This window comes from Vibrio sp. Vb1554 (genome assembly GCF_033344235.1).
This window is the reverse complement of the sequence record NZ_JAWPOJ010000031.1, coordinates 17,082-36,224: the sequence shown is the minus strand read 5'-3', so window position 1 is coordinate 36,224 and position 19,143 is coordinate 17,082. Positions and strand designations below refer to the sequence as shown.

Here is a 19,143-nt window from a genome sequence, read left to right as displayed (position 1 = left end):
TTCTTATTCTTCCCTTTTTATAATACGCATGGCGATCCATAATTCCCGGCTCGAACGTTGGTGTTCCCGTTTTAGGATATTAGTAATGTTGAAACCTTCTCCGTATGGCTGGATTTCCCAGTACTTTCTCGGATTCTTCTTTGCGTATGGCGTGTATCTGCCATTTTGGTCACTTTGGTTTAAGGATCAGGGCGTATCTTCGACAGATATCGGTTTGCTGGTCGGGTTAGGCCTTGCGACACGTTGTGTTGCCAATATCGTGATCACCCCACGAGTACACAAAGTCGAACATCTTATGCCTGCTTTACGTTGGTTGAGTTTCGCTGCCCTCCTTTTTGTTGGATTTCACTTTTTTACGGGTGGTAGCTTTTGGTTAATGGCACTAGCGACAGTGTTGTTCAATCTTTGTTGTGGACCGATTATTCCGTTGTCGGACGCGATGGCAAATTACTACGCTCGCCTGAAAATGCTCGATTATGGCCGCACGCGGCTATGGGGTTCGATCGCCTTTATCGCAGGCTCGACGGCAGTGGGCTACCTGGTGGCTGAATTTGGCTCCGATATGATCTTGTACACTGCGATGTTCGGCGTGTTTATCTCGTTGCTGTTTGCTATGCGACCGACTAACCCAATGCCTGTAACGCACGGTGGGCAAAGCGCAGAACGTCCAAAGCTGACCGCTCTTTTGACCGACAAGCCGATACTAAAATTCTTAGTGTTGGTGTCACTAATTCAGGGCAGTCATGCGGCTTACTACGGCTTTAGTGCGATTCACTGGAAGGCCGCTGGTCACTCGGAAGATGTCATTGGCTACTTGTGGAGCTTAGGAGTGGCCGCAGAAGTGGCAGTGTTTGCATTGAGTAAGCGCTTATTCGTAGGTTGGTCAATACGCGCGCTGTTTATTGCTGCTGCCGTTGGTGTAATGATGCGTTGGGGTATTACGGCGTCGACAACATCAATTATTGCTTTGGTGGTTGTTCAACTATTGCATGGTGTGACTTTTGCTACCGCACACATTGCCGCGATCCAATATATCCAAAACTCCGAAGAAAATAAGATCGTAGCGTTGCAAGCGTTGTATAACGCGATTCCGTTGGGCGCATTTATCGCGTTAATGACCGTATTGAGTGGCTGGGGTTATGAGCACTGGGGACCGCTTGTGTTCTGGGGCATGGCCGCGATGGGGTTATTGGCTCTGTTCATCAAGCTTGATTCGCAAGACCCACATCAGGTGGTTGATGTATCAGACAAGCCACTTGAAACTCAGAATTAGACTTATGTAACAAAGGTTAAAAACTAAGCTTTGTCTCCGTTATCAAAGCAGTGTTAAATGAAACCTCTCCCTCATGGAGAGGTTTTTTTATTCTCTTGCTTTAAAAGTAGCAAGAAAGGCAAGAAAGGATATCGGATGCAAGGATGGCTGGTGGTTCCCGTTTCTTTAGCGTATTTGGGAGCTTTATTTATCATCGCGTGGTACGGCGACATTCAGAAAAGGTGGCTAGCGCGCTGGCGGCCTTGGATTTATAGCCTTTCCATTGCGGTGTACTGTACATCGTGGACCTTCTACGGCACGGTCGGGCAGGCCAGCAGTAATCCTTGGTCTTTCTTGCCCATTTATATTGCTCCCATTTTAGTGTTTACCATCGGATGGCGCGTTTTAGCTCGGCTTATTTTGATTGCTAAACGGGAACACATCACGTCGATTGCTGACTTTATCGGAGCACGCTACGGTAAATCCCAAGGTTTGGCCGTGGTTGTTACGCTCATAGCGGTTGCGGGAATTTTGCCGTACATCGCTTTACAGCTGCGTGGTATCACTATGGGGCTTGAAATCATTGCTCCGGAGCTGGCTACTGATTTTGGTTATCAAAACGATAGCGTGTCGTGGTTTGTTGTGGTCGCATTGGCGATTTTTACGATGCTATTCGGTACCCGCCACATTGATAACACGGAACACCATCGTGGGATGATGATGGCAATTGCCTTCGAATCCATTATCAAACTGCTGGCTTTTTTAGTGGTTGGTGTCTTCATTGTTTGGTTGGCGATGAACACCGAGAATTTGAGCTTACTTGATGTTGCCGCACAGACGTATCAGTCACCAAATATCCCGACTATATTGATTCATACTGTACTGACCATGCTGGCGATCGTTTGCCTTCCGCGACAATTCCATACGATGGTGGTGGAAAATGAACGTGCTCAAGATTTGCACGTGGCTCGTTGGTTGTTCCCCATTTATCTGATCTTAATGGGGATTTTTGTTTTACCTATTGCGTGGGTAGGGCAAGGTCTCTTGAGTGGCGCTTCGCCTGATACTTATGTCATCAGTGTGCCGATGTCGGTAGGGGCGAGTGAAATCGCCTTACTTGCGTTTCTAGGCGGTACTTCAGCGGCAAGTGGCATGGTTATCGTATCGACGATTGCCTTAGCGATCATGGTCTCGAATGACTTGGTTATGCCATTGCTATTGCGTCGCATGCGACTGACGCAGCGTAACCATCACCATTTTTCTGAATTATTACTGCGGATCCGCCGTGGTTTGATTTTAGTTTTGTTGATTGGCGCGTGGTGTTTCTATCAAGCGTTGGACACCATTCATTCACTTTCTGCTATCGGCTTTCTCTCGTTCGCGGCTATCACGCAATTCGCTCCTGCGCTGGTTGGCGGTATGTATTGGCGTCAAGGGAATAAGAAAGGTGTGTATGTTGGCCTCGCGGTGGGTTTTGCTACCTGGTTGATTACGTTAATGAGCCAAACAGACATGCTTGCCGGAGACGCCAGTAATAACTTCCTGATCTGGTTGATTACGCCACCAGAGGTATTGGCTAGTTTTGATATCGCGATTTCAGATTGGGGGATGATCCTCAGCGTGGTCGCTAATGCAGTGTGTTTTGTTGTGGTTTCTATGGCTACCCGACCAAGCCTAAGTGAGCGCTTACAATCGGCATCATTCGTTGGTACACCGTTGCCTGAAAGCGAAAATATGAGTCTGTACCAGAGCCGCGTTACGGTTGCAGAACTGGAAATGCTAGCGTCCAGATTTGTAGGACGAACGCGAGTTAAAGCGGCGTTTCAAGCCTACTGGAGCCAGCAACGAGAAGAGTTGATGCCGAATCAACAAGCGCCATCTTCTCTGATTCGGCATACGGAGCGTGTGCTAGCAGGGGTATTTGGAGCATCTTCTGCCAAGTTAGTACTTACTTCCGCTCTGCAAGGAAGAAACATGCAGCTTGAAGAGGTGGCGACTATCGTCGATGAAGCCTCTGAACTGTACGATTTTAGTCGGGGTTTACTCCAAGGCGCGATTGAGCATATTGGACAAGGTATTGCGGTCGTCGATAAGCAACTACGCTTGGTTGCGTGGAACCAACGCTATTTAGAACTCTTTGAATTTCCGCCAGGCCTGATTCAAGTAGGTCGACCGATTGCGGATGTGATTCGGCACAATGCAGAGCAGGGGTTGTGTGGCCCTGGTGACCCTGATGACCACGTCCGTCGCCGTGTTTATCACCTTGAGCAAGGGACTCGGCACACCTCTTCTCGGGTTCGTCCCGATGGTCGCGTGATAGAGGTGCAAGGTAACCCAATGCCAGGTGGTGGCTTTGTGATGAGCTTTACCGACATCACCGTATTCCGTGATGCAGAGCAAGCACTGAAAGACGCCAACGAGACATTGGAAGAAAGGGTACGTCTGCGGACTCGAGAATTAGAACAACTTAACAAGCAGCTGGTGGAAGCGACGCAGCGCTCGGATTTGGAATCGAAGTCCAAATCACGGTTCTTGGCGGCAGTAAGCCATGACTTGATGCAACCGCTCAACGCGGCGCGTCTATTCGCATCTTCACTATCGGAAGTCGCCAAAGACAGTGAAGCCAAAAAGCTGTCAGCACACATTGAAAGTGCTTTAGAGGCTGCCGAAGACTTAATTGGAGATTTGCTGGATATCTCGCGTTTGGAATCGGGCAAGTTGGAAGTCAACGTGCATGGCTTTGCGTTAAATGATGTGTTATCGAATTTGAATGCTGAGTTTAGTGCGTTAGCCAAACAGCAAGGTATAGAGTTCACCATGATTCCGTCCTCACTCATGGTTAAGTCGGATCCCAAACTGCTGCGCCGTGTGGTGCAAAACTTCCTGACCAATGCGTTTCGTTATAACCCGAATGGCAAAGTCGCACTCGGTGTTCGCCGCGTGAAAGGGCGAGTGCGTATTGATGTATGGGATAATGGAGTGGGGATTGAAGAAGAGAAGCAGCAAGAGATTTTTGAAGAGTTTAATCGCGGAACTCAAGTTCGTTCCGACCAAGGTCTCGGACTTGGTTTGGCGATTTCGAAAGGAATTGCTCAGGTACTTGGGCATGAAATTTCGATGCGCTCTTGGGTTGGAAAAGGCAGTGTTTTTTCCATCACCCTAGATAAAGCTGATCATGTTCAGCCTCATCCAGTTCACGTGGCGATGAATAAGCAATCTGAACTTGGTCATCTGAGAATCCTTTGTGTCGATAATGAGCCTGACATTCTAGTCGGCATGGAAAACTTACTTTCCCGATGGGGCTGCGATACACGAGTTGCGATTGATTTAGTTGAAAGTCTACAAGCGCTTGAGGATGGTTGGATTCCGGATGTAATTTTCTCCGATTACCGACTTGATGATGGTCGTACTGGTTTAGAAGTGCTACAGCAATGCCGCCTGAGATTAGGCCACAGCTTTGAAGGCGTCATCATCAGTGCAGATCGTACCGATGATATGCTTGATGGCATCAAAGCAAATGGGTTCAGCTTTATTGCTAAGCCAGTTAAGCCGCTTAAGCTGCGTTCGGTGCTCAATCGAGTCGCTTAGGATTGGAGTGTTTGAAAAATCGCTATAAAAGAGACCTCCGAATGGAGGTCTCGATATTTGTAATCTTAGTTGATAGGCTGAGTTTGCCGTTTATTCTGCGACGCCGCCTTGGGTCAGTTTGGCTGGATTAAGCAATCGCTCTAGTGTGGCTCTATCCAAATCAGTTTCTTCTTCCGCGACATCAATAATCGCGCGCCCCTGTTTGTAGGCTTTTTTCGCGACTTCTGCCGCTTTTAGGTAACCAATGACCGGGTTGAGAGCCGTGACCAAAATTGGGTTTTTGGCGAGTGCTACATCCAAGTTATCTTGGCGAACTTCAAACGTCGCAATGGCTTTGTCAGCTAAAGCGGTTGCGCTGTTAGAGAGTAACTCGATGCTCTCCAATACGTTATGAGCAATAACTGGCAACATGACGTTAAGCTGGAAGTTGCCCGCTTGGCCTGCGACGGTAATGGTGGTGTCATTACCAATGACTTGCGCTGATGCCATAGCTGCGGCTTCTGGGATCACAGGATTTACTTTGCCAGGCATGATGGAAGAACCCGGTTGCAAGCCTTGTAATTCTATCTCACCTAAACCAGCCAATGGGCCTGAATTCATCCAACGAAGATCGTTTGCGATCTTCATGATCGCAACTGCTGCTGTTTTGAGCTGTCCCGACAGAGCGACGATCGCATCTTGACTGCTTAAATTGAAAAAGAAGTTATCACTGGCCGTGAACTGAATACGAGTTGACTGGGTTAGGTTGCTAGCGAATAAGTCTGCAAAGCGTGGATCGGCATTGATCCCCGTTCCAACCGCCGTACCACCTTGGGCTAAGGCTTTTACAGCAGGAAGTGCTTGTTCAATCGCTTGTTTTGCGTGCTCGATTTGGAACTGCCAACCGCCAAGTTCTTGAGCAAAGGTAATTGGCATCGCGTCCATTAAGTGGGTGCGACCGGTTTTTACAACATCTTTCAATGCTTGTTGCTTAGACTCTAGTGTTTGGCTTAGGTGTGACAGGGCCGGGAAGAGCTGTTTTTCAATGGCTAATGCTGCGCTAACTTGAATGGCCGTCGGTACCACATCGTTGCTGCTTTGTCCCATGTTGACGTGATCATTAGGGCTGACAGTGCCGCCTAGATGCTGGGAGGCCAGTGTTGCAATTACTTCATTCGCATTCATATTTGAGCTAGTGCCTGATCCTGTTTGGAACACGTCAATTGGGAATTGCTCAATATGATTGCCTTCGATAATTGCTTGAGCTGCGTCAGCAATCGCGTTGGCAATATCTCCTTCAAGCAGCCCTAGCTGTGCGTTGGTGAGTGCCGCAGTCTGCTTGATGTGTGCTAACGCTTTGATAAAACCAGATGGCATTTTATGTTGACTGAATGAGAAGTTATCGACGGCGCGTTGAGTCTGGGCTTGGTAGAGAGCATCTGCAGGGACAGTAACTTCGCCCATACTGTCAGTTTCTATGCGGAATTCGGTGCTCATGGTAGGGATCCTTTTGGTTAATCAAGTGAGATTTGAATCAGGCGTAATTGTTGTTGTAGTGCGAGAAATTTCACGTCGCCTTGTTCAAACTGGTAGTAATAGCGTTTGAGACAGAATAATGGCGTATGGATAGAATCGAGACAGACACGACGGAAGATACGACTGCGAGTTGAGTCTTGAATTGCGTCTAGTAAATGGAAATAAACCTGACGTAAAAACAGCTCACACAACAATAGATTTTCTTCATCGGCATCGTGTTCATAACAAGAAGACAACACCATTCCCCAATGAATATAGTCATGAATCACGTCTGGCTCAAAGCCATGTGGTGCGGCGAGAAGGAATCTATCTTGGGCTTTAAAAAATGCGTTAAAGATGTCCCGTTTGTTGTCCATAACCACCTCTCATTAAATGTAATGATAATTATTATCAATTAACTTGTGAGTTGGCAACCCTTTTTAGAGTAAGAGGTTGTTGAAGAAAGACTTACGGAAACAAAAGCCGACGCAAAGGCGTCGGCTGAGTAGGAATTCATTTATGCTGAGTGAAACTAAGTCACTGTCGTTTGAATACCGGTGAATTAGCTTGTCACCGTTATTCAGTAAATAAGGTTTCGTACTTCACAAATGCGGTTTGTGTTTCACCATAATACAGTGTACCGCCTGATTGAATGACGACTCTTAACCAGCTTTCTGCAGATGCAGGCTTTGGTAAGGTGATGTACCAGCTTTGGCCTGCTTGATCGGCGGGCTTCATATCAATCGGTTGAGCGTTTTTCTCTTTGTCACTCACAATAGAAACTTTAACACCTTCGAGTGGGTAAGCGGCGTTGAGTGATAATTCTAAGTTATTTTTAGTGAGTTTTTCCGAGCGAAATTTCACTTTAAAATCGCCATTTTCCATATCACACAGACCACTGGTGTAACGACAATTAGACTTACTCGCGAGTTTGTAAGTTTCCCCTTCTTGCGCCGCGTGGGGCTTCTCGCTGAGGGCCATATCGGTACCGAAGTAAGCGATCAAAGAGAGAACTGGCGCAATCAGTAGAGCGAGAATAAAGTGCTTGTTTTTGAACATCTTGGCTTCCTTGCAACGACATACTGCGAATATGGTAACTGAAAAGTGAGAATAAAAAAGCCCCGGACGGCTGGTTCCAAACGGGGCTTTTGTGGTTTTGATTAGTTTTTAGTGATCCACTGCACTACCAGCACCTACTGGCACGCGAACGTGTTCGACTAGGTCTTTTACTTCTTGTGGCGTTTCTGCTGTTACTTTGGATACAGCGAATGCGACGATGAAGTTAAATAGTGCGCCAATAGCACCAAACGCGTTTGGCTCAATACCCAGGAACCAGTTTGTTCCCCAGCTTTCTAGATATTTCCAATCAGCAACGAAAAGGATGCCTTTGTGTTGGAATACGTAGAACAGCGTAATACTGATACCCGCAATCATACCGGCGATTGCGCCTTCTTTGTTGATGCTCTTGCTGAAGATGCCCATCATCAATGCAGGGAAGATGGATGAAGCGGCAAGACCAAAGGCGAGTGCTACCGTACCTGCGGCAAATCCAGGCGGATTTAAACCGAGATAGCCTGCGGCTGCTATCGCTACTGCCATTGATATTCGACTAGCAAGTAGCTCTTTTTTCTCGGATATGTTCGGATTGATAACCCCTTTGATTAAGTCATGGGAAATAGCTGAAGAAATGGCGAGTAGTAAACCTGCTGCGGTAGATAGTGCAGCTGCAAGACCACCTGCTGCCACAAGTGCAATCACCCAGTTTGGTAGTTTAGCGATCTCTGGGTTAGCCAATACCATGATGTCGTTATCAACGCGCAGTTCGTTGGTGGACGCATCTGAAGTGTATTGGATATTGCCATCGCCATTTTTATCGTCAAAACCGAGTAGTCCAGTTGTTTCCCAGTTTTTGAACCACGCAGGACGCTCGTCATACGCTAGGTGCTGACCCGGAGCTGGATTTACCGTATTCATTAGGTTGAGACGAGCCATCGCTGATACCGCTGGTGCAGTAGTGTAAAGGATGGCGATGAAGATCAGAGCCCAACCTGCTGATGTACGTGCGTCGCGAACCTTCGGCACGGTAAAGAAACGGATAATTACGTGTGGTAGACCGGCAGTACCAATCATCAGTGACATGGTGTAGACAAACATATTAAGTGTGTCGCCACGTACTTGGGTCGTGTATTCACTGAATCCGAGTTCGGTCACCACTTGGTCAAGCCGATCGAGTAGATAGACATCGGTACCAGCCATGGTACTCCCTAGACCAATTTGTGGGATTGGGTTACCAGTGAGTTGCAGAGAGATAAAGATTGCAGGGATAGTGTAAGCAAGAATGAGTACGCAATATTGAGCAATCTGCGTGTAAGTGATGCCTTTCATGCCGCCAAGAACCGCGTACATGAAAACGATACACATACCAATTAATAGGCCAGTGGAGTAATCCACTTCTAAGAAGCGACCAAACGCAACGCCCACGCCTTTCATCTGACCGATAACATAAGTCACTGATGCGATGATAAGACAAACAACCGCTACGATACGTGCTGTGTTGGAGTAAAAGCGTTCACCAACAAACTCTGGCACCGTAAACTTACCAAATTTGCGTAGGTAAGGCGCTAGCAACAGCGCAAGCAGAACGTAGCCACCAGTCCAACCCATTAGAAATACGGAGCCGCCATAGCCCATGAAGGCAATTAAGCCTGCCATTGAGATAAACGACGCTGCGGACATCCAATCGGCTGCGGTTGCCATACCGTTTGCAATCGGGTTTACACCGCCACCAGCAACATAAAACTCTTTGGTTGATCCGGCGCGAGCCCAAATAGCAATCCCGATGTACAGGATGAACGTGGCGCCAACGACCAGGTAGGTAATAGTTTTCAAATCCATCTGAGTGACTCCTTATTCGTCCACGCCGAATTCACGGTCAATTTGGCGCATCTTCCATGCGTAATAGAAAATAATTCCTAGGAACGCATAGATGGAGCCTTGTTGAGCAAACCAGAAACCGAGTTTGTAACCGCCTAGTTGAAATTGATTTAGTACGTCGACAAATAAAATGCCGCAGCCGAAAGACACGACGAACCAGATGACCATTAGGCCGATCATGAGCTTCACGTTTTTGTCCCAATAGGCTTTGGCTCTTTCTTCGCTTTCAAATGCCATTGCCGTCTCCTTACGATTGGTATTGTTGTTAATGAAATGTTTCAATATGTACATTAGCAAGGTGTTGGCAATAACTCTTTTCAACTTTAGTCGGGGTGTTAAAAATGAAGAACCCCCATATTATGGGCTTTTGCAGCGAACAAAGGGGCAAAACGTTATGTTAATAAACTGTTAAGTTAGCCAAAGGTCTAAAGGTTGATTGGATAAACAGGCATGATTAAGACGGGCCATTAATCTTTTCTTCATTGAACTTGGAGATGCTGTGTAAGTATTGGTGGTGATCTTGTGGCTCTTAAAGAGAGAAGGCGTAGATAAGAAAGCTCACAAGTAATTTATTTACATAAAGTTTTCGCATCAAATCACCGTTTTAACGCACAATAAAGTAATATAACTGAGTCATTCTCGTACAACCTCGCATTTTGAGACGGTGTAAAGGGGAGGCAGATTAGGGCATTACCTCATTAACGAAGTAGCCTTGCTCATCACAATTATTATCGTTTTTCATTAAGGGAGGGTGAGAATGGACGCAGACACCATTAACAGTTTTTTTCTAATAGGTGCGTTGTTAATCGCACTTAGCGTTCTTTTAAGCCCAGTGTCTTCTAAGTTGGGAATCCCAATTCTTTTGGTATTTTTAGCCGTTGGAATGCTAGCGGGGGAAGACGGCTTAGGCGGCATTTTATTCGATAACTTTTCGATCGCTTATTTGGTTAGTAACCTCGCATTAGCCATCATTTTGCTTGATGGTGGGATGAGAACGCGGGTCGCCAGCTTTAGGGTTGCGTTATGGCCCTCGGTCTCTTTGGCGACATTTGGCGTTGCGATCACCACCATTTTAACCGGGCTGATGGCAACGTGGTTATTCGACTTAGATTTATTGCAAGGCATATTGGTTGGAGCGATTGTTGGTTCCACCGATGCTGCCGCGGTCTTCTCTCTACTCAAAGGTCGTAGCCTGAACGAACGTGTTGGTTCAACGCTGGAAATTGAATCCGGCACCAATGACCCTATGGCGGTGTTTCTGACCGTAACTCTGATTGCTATTTTAGCGAACCCTGGCGCAGATTTAAGTGCGGGCTTTTTGGCGTTCAGTTTTCTTAAGCAGTTTGGTATTGGCGCGTTACTTGGCTTCGCTGGTGGCTGGATCTTATGGAAAGTTATCAATCGCAATCAATTACCAGATGGGCTGTATTCTATTTTAACGGTCAGTGGTGGCTTGCTTATTTTTGCTTTATCTAACACTTTGGGTGGCAGTGGTATTTTGTCGATTTACCTCGTTGGTCTTTTATTAGGTAACCGTCCAACACGCAGCCGCCACTCTATTCTTCATGTTTTAGATGGTATGACGTGGCTAGCTCAAATTGGTATGTTCTTGGTGCTTGGCTTGTTGGTTACACCATCCAATTTACTCTCTATTGCGTTGCCAGGTCTTGCGCTTGCCTTCGGGATGATTTTGTTTGCCCGACCAATCTCAGTTTGGATTGGTTTACTGCCATTCAAGAGTTTCACGCCACGTGAAAAGTGGTTTGTCTCTTGGGTAGGATTGCGTGGCGCTGTACCTATCATCCTCGCGGTATTTCCGATGATGGCAGGGTTGCCAGATGCTCAACTGTACTTCAATTTGGCATTCTTTGTAGTAATGGTGTCTTTGATAGTACAAGGGGGCACGTTGACCAAGGCGATGTCTCTTGCAAAGGTCGAGCTACCTTCTAAGCCTGAGCCAATTTCGCGTACGGGGGTGGAGATTTACCCGACCAGTGAGTGGGAGCTGTTTATCTATAGACTTAAAGCAGATAAATGGTGCATTGGTGAGCCATTACGTAGTCTTTCGATGCCGGAAGGAACGCGTATCGCCGCTGTATTTCGCAGTAAAGAGCTATTGCACCCATCCGGCAGTACGCGCCTTGAGGAAGATGATACCTTGTGTGTATTAGCACAAGAAAAGGATTTAGATGCACTGAGCTTACTGTTTAGTGAAGCCCCAGAGAAAGCGTCGCTAGCGCGATTCTTCGGTGACTTCTTCCTCGATATTGAAGTGAAGCTTGCCGATATTGCCGTGATGTATGGTTTGAATCTGGGGGATGAACCGCTGGATAAAAGTTTGAGAAACCTTGTCGAAGAGCAATTAGGTAGCACGCCAGTATTGGGAGACCATTTCGAGTGGCAAGGTTTGCATTGGATCGTCGCTGATGTTGTTGATCAGCAGGTCACTAAAGTCGGTATCCGATTGCCAAACGAAAAAAGTAAGTCTGACGATAAGACGTCAATCTAGTCGCTCATTTCCGTCAGCATAATCACGGCTTGCGTGCGGTTCTTTACACCGAGCTTACGGAAAATCGCTGTCATGTGCGCTTTTATGGTGGCTTCTGAAACATTCAATTCGTAAGCGATTTGCTTGTTCAGCAAGCCATCGGACAACATTCCCAACACTTTATATTGCTGCGGTGTTAGCGCAGCAATCTTTTCCGCTAAGTCATTACATGCCGCGTTATTGGTGATCAACCCTTCAGGGAAGTATGGGTCGCCATTCAGCACTTGATTGAGCGCGTTCACTAATTCGCGCATGTCGCTGGACTTGGGAATAAAACCAAATGCACCATGGCTTTTCACCTGCGTCACGATCGCCGGCTCTTCACTCGCTGAAACGACGACGATAGGTAAATCTGGATGCTCTGCTCGCAAATGAATCAAGCCAGACATACCATTTGCTCCTGGCATTTTGAGGTCCAATAGCACTAAATCTGGCTCTTCCTCTCGTTCTAACAAAGCCAGAAGTGCGTCGAGTGAGTCCGCTTCCAGCAAATTTGCACCACTAATAGCCATGTGGATAGATTGAAACAAGGCATTCCGGAAGAGTGGGTGATCATCTGCAATAATGATGGTGTAGGTCGAATCCATGACGTTAAACACTTTTGACTATTTCGTTAAATTTATTATTGTCCAGCTTTGAGAGAGTGGACAATATTTATTCGCTAAAAGTCTGAACCAAATCGACTTTTATTAGGAAAATTGCATATAAACGCAATGTTCTTATTCAAATCTGAGCAATAAAAAACGCCAGTGGACATCACTGGCGTTTGAATATCTGGTTATCAGAACTGCTTGATATGCTCTAAGAAAGGCTCGGCTTGCATGAATCCCGTCAAACGAGCGTTTGAAACGTGTTCACCACTGGCATCCCAAAACTCAATTGTTGGTAAACCAAGCACACTCATGTGCTTCAGTAGTTCGATGTCTTGCACTTGGTTTTTGGTCACGTCCGCTTGCAGAAGAATGAAGTCTTGCAGTTTGGCTTCGACGCTTGGGTCATGGAAGGTGTACTTTTCAAACTCTTTACATGCTACACACCAATCGGCGTAGAAATCGAGCATGACGGGTTTACCTGCCGCTTTCGCAAGTGCCAGTTGTTCTTCAAGATCCGCCACGTTAGCAATGCGAGTAAAGCTAACAGTGGCTTGCTGAGTTTGTGTTGTGCTGTTGCCAAACCAGTAATTTAAGATAGGTTGTGCTGAGGCTAGCAAACCTAAGACGGCGATTATGCCCACGGCACTTTGTTTCCAGCCACCAAACTCTAGACTGTTTTTGATGTGGTATAGCCAACCAAAAGCAGCAATACCCAGTGCTGACCACAGAATCGTTGACCACATTTCTGGCATGATGCGTTCTAGTAAGAAGATAGGTGCGGCAAGCAGAATAAAGCCGAAGAGTGTTTTCACTCGGTCCATCCAACCGCCGGCTTTTGGTAGCAGTTTGTTGCCGAAGACCGCAACAAGAATCAGCGGAATACCCATGCCCATCGCCAGCGCGTATAACGCGATACCACCGGTAAGCAAATCGCCGCTTTGTGCCACGTAAAGTAGCGCACCAGACAGAGGTGCCGTGGTACATGGTGAGCACACCAGTCCAGAAATCGCCCCCATGGCGAATACGCCTGCACTGCTGCCGCCTTGCTGTTTGTTGCTGAGGTTGTTTAACCACGTTTGAACGTTGCTTGGTAGCTGTAATGAGTACAGACCAAACATAGACAAAGCGAGTGCGATGAACAGTACGCTCAAGCCAATCAGCACATAAGGGTGTTGCATTGCCGCTTGGAACTGCATACCTGCAGATGCCACCACAAGGCCGAGTAGGGTGTAAGTCAGTGCCATGCCTTGCACGTAGACGAATGACAAGCCTAGCGCGCGGCGTTGGCTTAGCTTGCCACTGCCAAGCACTATGCTGGTCAGAATTGGGTACATCGGCAGCACACAAGGTGTAAACGCCAAGCCCACACCAAGCGCCAAGAACAGAAGTGGTGTCCACCAGTTATCAGCAAGGTTGGCAGCAAGGCTATCTTGCTGTGTTACTGGCACTGATGATGTGTCACCAGACGTAGATGATTGCACCGCTGGTGGCGTTGCTGTTGGTGCCTGTTCTGCTTTTGATGCAGTTGTCGCCGTTGTTGAATCTGAGTTCGACGAAGTAAACGCGCTGATAGGAATCACGCGAGTTTCTGGCGGGTAACAGAAGCCTGCTTTCGCACAACCTTGGTATTGCACCACCACGCGCGCACCGTCTTGCCAATCATACATTGGTACGTTAACGAAGAGAGGTTGCGTATAGATATGCACGTCACCAAAGAATTCATCTTTATGCGGTGTGCCGTCTTCCATTTGCAGTTCGCCTAGCGATACTTTCTCACCAGCTACAGACAAGCGCTCTTGATATAGGTAGTACCCGTCACGTACCTGCCAATCGAGCATCAATTTGTCATCTTGCTGGTAGAAGTTAAATGGAAACGCCTGATCAACCGGAACAAAGCTGTCGCTGCTGCTACCAAAACTGTTGTTCTGGCTACTGTTAAACTGGTCTTTGCCAAATAAAGCTAAAGACGGAGTGGAAAAGGTAATGAGCCCTAAGAGTAAAACGGAAAGTAATGCGCGCATAAAAGAGTCAATTCATCTTAGATAATTGCCGTTAGTGTAACTCAATCAGACCCGGAGGCGAGTCAATAAGTTTCATGAAAATGAAGATTTATTGAGCATAAATCAAGACAACAGGCAATAAAAAAGGGAGCCGAAGCTCCCCGAGTAAGACTCTGTTTCTACTAGATCAGTAGACCACCGAATGCGAAGCCAAGTGCTACCGCAGAAGCGATGGTTACCACACCAGGTACAAAGAATGGGTGGTTGAATACGTACTTACCGATACGAGTTGAACCCGTGTCGTCCATCTCAACCGCTGCTAGAAGCGTTGGGTAAGTTGGCAGCACGAATAGCGCACTTACTGCTGCGAAAGATGCAACTGCGGTAAGTGGTGCCACACCGATAGCAAGTGCTGCTGGCATCAGCGCAACAGTGGTTGCACCTTGTGAGTAAAGCAGCATTGAAGCGAAGAATAGAACGAGTGCTAGCATCCATGGGTAGTCTGCTAGTAGCGCACCCGCAACTTCTTTGATGCCGTCAACGTGCGCGTTAACGAACGTAGAACCTAGCCATGCCACACCAAGAACACACACACATGCTGTCATACCAGAGCGGAATGTTGCTGCTGCTGGGATTTTGCCAGCATCGATTTTACAGCTCATTACGATAGCTGCCGCAGCTGCTAGCATTACCGTCATGATAGCTTCGTTACGACCTAGAGCAGGGTTCTCGATAAGGCCAACAGAGCCAGAAATTGCTGCTGCGTAACACACGACAAATGCGATTGCGCCTAGGAAGATGAATGTTGCTTTCTTCGCTGTTGGTAGGATTTCGCGTTTTGCTTCTGTATTTAGCTTGATTAAGCCTTTTTCTAGACGCTCTTGGTATTCAGCATCGTCTTTTAGCTCACAGCCCATGAAGTTCGCCACGAACGCACCGATCATGCACGCGATGAACGTCGTTGGGATACAGATTGCTAGTAGTGTTAGGTAGTCAACGCCAAATGGGTGCAGCATTGCCGCGAACGCGACAACAGCCGCTGAGATTGGTGATGCGGTGATAGCGATTTGCGATGCTACGACCGCGATAGACAGTGGACGAGAAGGGCGCACGCCTTGGCCTTTCGCTACTTCTGCAATCACTGGCAAAGTTGAGAATGCCGTGTGGCCAGTACCCGCCATTAATGTCATTAGGTAAGTTACGATAGGCGCATAAAAGGTGATGCGCTCAGGATGCTTGCGCAAAAAGTTTTCAGCAACTTGCACCATCCAGTCTAAACCACCCGCTACCTGCATTGCTGCGATAGCGGTGATTACAGACATGATGATCAAAATTACGTCAACGGGAATGTAAGCTTGGCTTGTTGGTACGCCCAAGATCAAAGACAACGCAATGACCCCAGCACCACCGGCAAAACCAATGCCGATACCACCGATTCTTGCCCCCAAATAGATGAAGAGCAGAACCACGAAGAGTTCGACCATGACCATATTGATACCTCTTTAGTTTTTTATTTGATTCTGATTTTTTGAACACTCAGGAACAGGAGTAAATGCTCAGAGAATGAGAACCTAGTGGTTTAGCGGCAATAAAAGCATATAAAAAATGTGGTTAACCGTATGAGAGCCTAAAAAAGGGGCCTGAGTGGCCCCCTTCGGATTCGTTATTACTCGTAACGTTTTGCTTTGTAAGTAGGATGCATGAAGTTTTCTACTGACAAGATTTCATCAAGCTCCTCTGCTGTAAGCAGACCGCGCTCTAGCACGACTTCACGAACACTCTTACCAGTTTCTGCACAAATCTTACCTACGATGTCACCTTCGTGGTGGCCGATGTATGGGTTTAGGTAAGTGACGATACCGATAGAGTTGTAAACGTAGTTTTCGCAAACTTCTTTGTTCACAGTGATGCCGTCGATACATTTATCGCGTAGGTTCACACACGCATTGTGTAGTAGAGAGATAGACTCAAACACGCTTTGTGCGATAACTGGTTCCATTACGTTTAGCTGTAGCTGACCGCCTTCTGCTGCGAAAGAAACCGTGTTGTCGTTACCGAGAACTTTGAAGCAAACTTGGTTTACTACTTCTGGGATAACTGGGTTTACTTTAGCTGGCATGATTGAAGAGCCTGCTTGCATTTCAGGTAGGTTCAATTCATTTAGACCCGCACGAGGACCAGAAGAAAGTAGACGAAGGTCGTTACAGATCTTCGATAGTTTCACTGCTAGGCGTTTTAGCGCGCCGTGAGTCATTACGTATGCACCACAGTCAGACGTTGCTTCGATAAGGTCTTCTGCTGCAACAACGTCAAGGCTTGTTACTTCCGCTAGGTGTTTTACTGCAAGCGCTTGGTAGCCAGTTGGTGTATTTAGACCAGTACCGATTGCGGTTGCGCCTAGGTTGATTTCTAGGAGGAGTTTAGATGTGTAATCTAGAGCACGAATCTCTTCGTTTAGTGTTACCGCCCACGCATGGAACTCTTGACCTACTGTCATTGGTACTGCGTCTTGAAGCTGAGTACGGCCCATTTTCAGTACATCTTTAAACTCAACGGCTTTAAGTTCGAATGCGCCTTTTAGGTACTCAATTGCTTCCATTAGCTTGTGTACGCTGTTGTACACCGCAATACGGAAACCTGTTGGGTACGCACAGTTGGTTGATTGGCTCTTGTTTACATGGTCATTTGGGTTAACAAATTCGTATTGGCCTTTCTCTTTACCCATCAACTCAAGCGCGACGTTTGCGATCACTTCGTTCGTGTTCATGTTAACTGAAGTGCCTGCACCGCCTTGGAATACGTCTGATGGGAACTGATCCATACACTTGCCAGTTTCTAGGATCAAATCACACGCTTCGATGATGTAGTTTGCAACGTCTTTTGGAATAGCGCCAAGTTCTTTGTTTGCTAACGCTGCTGCTTTTTTGGTCATTACCATGCCGCGTACAAATTCTGGTACGTCAGAAATGGTCATATTAGAGATGTTGAAGTTCTCGATCGCACGTAGCGTATGAATACCGTAGTACGCATCTGCAGGGACATGACGTTGACCTAATAGATCTTCTTCAATACGAGTGGCTGGGTTTGCTGTTTTTGGAGCATCAGATAGGGTAGCCATAGCAGGATCCTTAGATGATAATTCTGATAATAAAGTTATTTATTAGCCATTTCTGCAATCTAGAATCCATTCATCAGAATTTTTGGCTGGAAAATCCGTCCTGACTTATGTGGCACATGATACTGCACCTAGCGCATAAAAATAGTAACTAGATCACCTTTTTCGTTTTTCATGAGTCAATAATTTGCAAAGTATGAACGGGTTATTAATAACCCTTTATGGGTACTCGATTTTCCTCGACAAACATGAGTTTTTAGAGTTCGAAATTAGCACTTTAAAAGCACGAAAAAATCGGTATGCAATTGAATGAAACGCGCTCCCGCTACTTTGTCTAAAAAAGAAGGAGACCAGTATGAACACGCTTTTTTACAACGATTCGTTTGAGCTTAGTCTGCTTTTACCATTACACTGAATTAAACAAAGGAGGGCGTGTGTTTCCTATCTTATTATTAGCGTTTATTTTTGTTCCGATCATTGAAATCGGCTTATTTATTCAGGTGGGCGGCTTTTTAGGTTTATGGCCGACCATTGCACTAGTCTTAATCACTGCATTTGTTGGTGCGTCGTTGGTTCGTAGCCAAGGTATACAAACACTGATGTCAGTACAGGGGCGTCTTGAACAAGGTGAAATTCCAGCCCAGCAAATTTTTGAAGGCGTAATGCTAGCGGTGGCTGGCGTGCTACTGTTAACCCCGGGCTTTATGACCGATGCCCTTGGTATGTTGGTGTTGCTTCCTGCGCCACGCGCCGCGATAGCTAAATACTTGATGAGCAAAATGGTGGTGAAAACCATGCATGGTGGTGGCTTCCAAGGTGGTTTCTCTAACCAGGGGCCATTTGAGCAAGACCCGTTCCGTCGTGACCCATTTGATTCCCAGTCAGATAATGGCAAGACCTTCGAAGGGGAATACGAGCGTAAAGACGATGATGATCGCAACAAGCTCAACTGATTGAGTTAGACAGTAAAGAAAACAAAAGGGCGCACCAAGCGCCCTTTTCTGTATTTGGAATTCGTGCTGCTTACAATGCGCCTTCAAAGCCCATTTGACGCCATGCTTCAAAAGCAATGATCGCAACGGCATTCGAAAGGTTTAGGCTGCGCGCATCTGGCATCATTGGAATGCGAATACGCTGCTCCATTGGCAAGCTATCGATGATTTCAGCAGGCAAGCCACGAGTTTCTGGACCAAACATCAAAACATCACCCGCTTGGTATTGTGCATCAACGTGGTGACCTGTGGTTTTGGTGGTGCAGGCAAACAATCGATAGTTACCTTGCTTCTCTTTCTCTAAATACTCTAAGAACGCTTGATAGTTTTTATGGCGTGTTACGCGAGCTAAATCATGGTAATCCAAACCAGCACGGCGGACTTTTTTCTCTTCAAGATCGAAACCCAGAGGTTCAATTAAGTGAAGGTTTGCACCGCAGTTGGCGCATAGTCGAATGATGTTGCCGGTGTTCGGCGCGATTTCTGGTTCGTATAAAGCGATATCAAACATGGTATTGAAATAGAGTTGGTCAAAGAGAGGGGCAGTATATACCCAAGTCACCGAGATATGCGAGATTCAGCAAGATTGACCTGGGTATGAAAGCAGGCATTAGCGCGGATGTTAAT

General features: G+C 46.7%; 14 protein-coding genes. 4 read left to right on the top strand and 10 right to left on the bottom strand.

The window, feature by feature from the left end:
- The first annotated feature begins 85 nt into the window (after positions 1 to 85).
- Together R8N28_RS19935 and R8N28_RS19930 are read left to right on the top strand one after the other, a co-directional pair.
- Complete coding sequence (locus tag R8N28_RS19935) at positions 86 to 1,273, top strand: 3-phenylpropionate MFS transporter (RefSeq protein WP_053307400.1); 1,188 nt, start codon at positions 86 to 88, stop codon at positions 1,271 to 1,273.
- Between the two features lie 135 nt (positions 1,274 to 1,408).
- Positions 1,409 to 4,840, top strand: a complete 3,432-nt coding sequence (locus R8N28_RS19930; protein WP_017635559.1) for a PAS-domain containing protein — start codon at positions 1,409 to 1,411, stop codon at positions 4,838 to 4,840.
- A 90-nt stretch (positions 4,841 to 4,930) separates the two neighbouring features.
- Here R8N28_RS19930 and R8N28_RS19925 read toward each other — a convergent pair whose 3' ends face one another.
- The 5 genes from R8N28_RS19925 to R8N28_RS19905 all read right to left on the bottom strand — a co-directional run bounded on the left by R8N28_RS19925 (position 4,931) and on the right by R8N28_RS19905 (position 9,505).
- Positions 4,931 to 6,316 (bottom strand): class II fumarate hydratase, encoded by a 1,386-nt coding sequence (locus R8N28_RS19925; protein ID WP_017635560.1) that lies wholly within the window; start codon positions 6,314 to 6,316, stop codon positions 4,931 to 4,933.
- 17 nt (positions 6,317 to 6,333) lie between these two features.
- The gene (locus R8N28_RS19920) at positions 6,334 to 6,711 is read right to left on the bottom strand and encodes a hypothetical protein (protein ID WP_005382370.1); all 378 of its coding nucleotides are present in this window, start codon (positions 6,709 to 6,711) and stop codon (positions 6,334 to 6,336) included.
- 199 nt (positions 6,712 to 6,910) lie between these two features.
- Positions 6,911 to 7,393: a hypothetical protein gene (locus R8N28_RS19915; protein WP_005382371.1), complete on the bottom strand. Its 483-nt coding sequence runs from the start codon at positions 7,391 to 7,393 to the stop codon at positions 6,911 to 6,913.
- Positions 7,394 to 7,501: 108 nt separating this feature from the next.
- Positions 7,502 to 9,229, bottom strand: coding sequence for a sodium:solute symporter family protein (locus tag R8N28_RS19910; RefSeq protein WP_005382372.1), 1,728 nt, complete (start codon positions 9,227 to 9,229; stop codon positions 7,502 to 7,504).
- A 12-nt stretch (positions 9,230 to 9,241) separates the two neighbouring features.
- Complete coding sequence (locus R8N28_RS19905) at positions 9,242 to 9,505, bottom strand: DUF4212 domain-containing protein (RefSeq protein ID WP_005382373.1); 264 nt, start codon at positions 9,503 to 9,505, stop codon at positions 9,242 to 9,244.
- A 520-nt stretch (positions 9,506 to 10,025) separates the two neighbouring features.
- Between R8N28_RS19905 and R8N28_RS19900 the strand changes: the two genes are divergently transcribed.
- Positions 10,026 to 11,777, top strand: coding sequence for a potassium/proton antiporter (locus R8N28_RS19900; protein WP_005382374.1), 1,752 nt, complete (start codon positions 10,026 to 10,028; stop codon positions 11,775 to 11,777).
- Here R8N28_RS19900 and R8N28_RS19895 read toward each other — a convergent pair.
- The 4 genes from R8N28_RS19895 to aspA form a co-directional block, all read right to left on the bottom strand.
- Positions 11,774 to 12,403, bottom strand: a complete 630-nt coding sequence (locus tag R8N28_RS19895; protein WP_005382375.1) for a response regulator — start codon at positions 12,401 to 12,403, stop codon at positions 11,774 to 11,776. The two genes, R8N28_RS19900 and R8N28_RS19895, sit on opposite strands and share 4 nt — an antisense overlap.
- Positions 12,404 to 12,597: 194 nt before the next feature.
- Positions 12,598 to 14,430 (bottom strand): protein-disulfide reductase DsbD, encoded by a 1,833-nt coding sequence (locus R8N28_RS19890; RefSeq protein ID WP_065274943.1) that lies wholly within the window; start codon positions 14,428 to 14,430, stop codon positions 12,598 to 12,600.
- A 161-nt stretch (positions 14,431 to 14,591) separates the two neighbouring features.
- Positions 14,592 to 15,899 carry an anaerobic C4-dicarboxylate transporter gene (locus R8N28_RS19885; protein ID WP_005382378.1) on the bottom strand — a complete coding sequence of 436 codons (1,308 nt, stop codon included), beginning with the start codon at positions 15,897 to 15,899 and terminating at the stop codon, positions 14,592 to 14,594.
- A 176-nt stretch (positions 15,900 to 16,075) separates the two neighbouring features.
- Complete coding sequence (gene aspA, locus R8N28_RS19880; RefSeq protein ID WP_065274942.1) at positions 16,076 to 17,527, bottom strand: aspartate ammonia-lyase; 1,452 nt, start codon at positions 17,525 to 17,527, stop codon at positions 16,076 to 16,078.
- A 431-nt stretch (positions 17,528 to 17,958) separates the two neighbouring features.
- On the opposite strand from aspA, the gene R8N28_RS19875 reads away from it, so the two are divergent.
- The gene (locus tag R8N28_RS19875; protein WP_005386383.1) at positions 17,959 to 18,477 is read left to right on the top strand and encodes an FxsA family protein; all 519 of its coding nucleotides are present in this window, start codon (positions 17,959 to 17,961) and stop codon (positions 18,475 to 18,477) included.
- Between the two features lie 70 nt (positions 18,478 to 18,547).
- On the opposite strand, the gene trmL is transcribed toward R8N28_RS19875, so the two are convergent.
- Positions 18,548 to 19,027: a tRNA (uridine(34)/cytosine(34)/5-carboxymethylaminomethyluridine(34)-2'-O)-methyltransferase TrmL gene (trmL, locus tag R8N28_RS19870; RefSeq protein WP_005382381.1), complete on the bottom strand. Its 480-nt coding sequence runs from the start codon at positions 19,025 to 19,027 to the stop codon at positions 18,548 to 18,550.
- Between the last annotated feature and the right edge of the window lie 116 nt (positions 19,028 to 19,143).

Bases quoted from the DNA above. Each gene is read 5' to 3' on its own strand.
- R8N28_RS19935 (WP_053307400.1), top strand. From the start codon at position 86: ATGTTGAAACCTTCTCCGTATGGCTGGATTTCCCAGTACTTTCTCGGA.
- R8N28_RS19930 (WP_017635559.1), top strand. From the start codon at position 1,409: ATGCAAGGATGGCTGGTGGTTCCCGTTTCTTTAGCGTATTTGGGAGCT.
- R8N28_RS19925 (WP_017635560.1), bottom strand. From the start codon at position 6,316: ATGAGCACCGAATTCCGCATAGAAACTGACAGTATGGGCGAAGTTACT.
- R8N28_RS19920 (WP_005382370.1), bottom strand. From the start codon at position 6,711: ATGGACAACAAACGGGACATCTTTAACGCATTTTTTAAAGCCCAAGAT.
- R8N28_RS19915 (WP_005382371.1), bottom strand. From the start codon at position 7,393: ATGTTCAAAAACAAGCACTTTATTCTCGCTCTACTGATTGCGCCAGTT.
- R8N28_RS19910 (WP_005382372.1), bottom strand. From the start codon at position 9,229: ATGGATTTGAAAACTATTACCTACCTGGTCGTTGGCGCCACGTTCATC.
- R8N28_RS19905 (WP_005382373.1), bottom strand. From the start codon at position 9,505: ATGGCATTTGAAAGCGAAGAAAGAGCCAAAGCCTATTGGGACAAAAAC.
- R8N28_RS19900 (WP_005382374.1), top strand. From the start codon at position 10,026: ATGGACGCAGACACCATTAACAGTTTTTTTCTAATAGGTGCGTTGTTA.
- R8N28_RS19895 (WP_005382375.1), bottom strand. From the start codon at position 12,403: ATGGATTCGACCTACACCATCATTATTGCAGATGATCACCCACTCTTC.
- R8N28_RS19890 (WP_065274943.1), bottom strand. From the start codon at position 14,430: ATGCGCGCATTACTTTCCGTTTTACTCTTAGGGCTCATTACCTTTTCC.
- R8N28_RS19885 (WP_005382378.1), bottom strand. From the start codon at position 15,899: ATGGTCATGGTCGAACTCTTCGTGGTTCTGCTCTTCATCTATTTGGGG.
- aspA (WP_065274942.1), bottom strand. From the start codon at position 17,527: ATGGCTACCCTATCTGATGCTCCAAAAACAGCAAACCCAGCCACTCGT.
- trmL (WP_005382381.1), bottom strand. From the start codon at position 19,027: ATGTTTGATATCGCTTTATACGAACCAGAAATCGCGCCGAACACCGGC.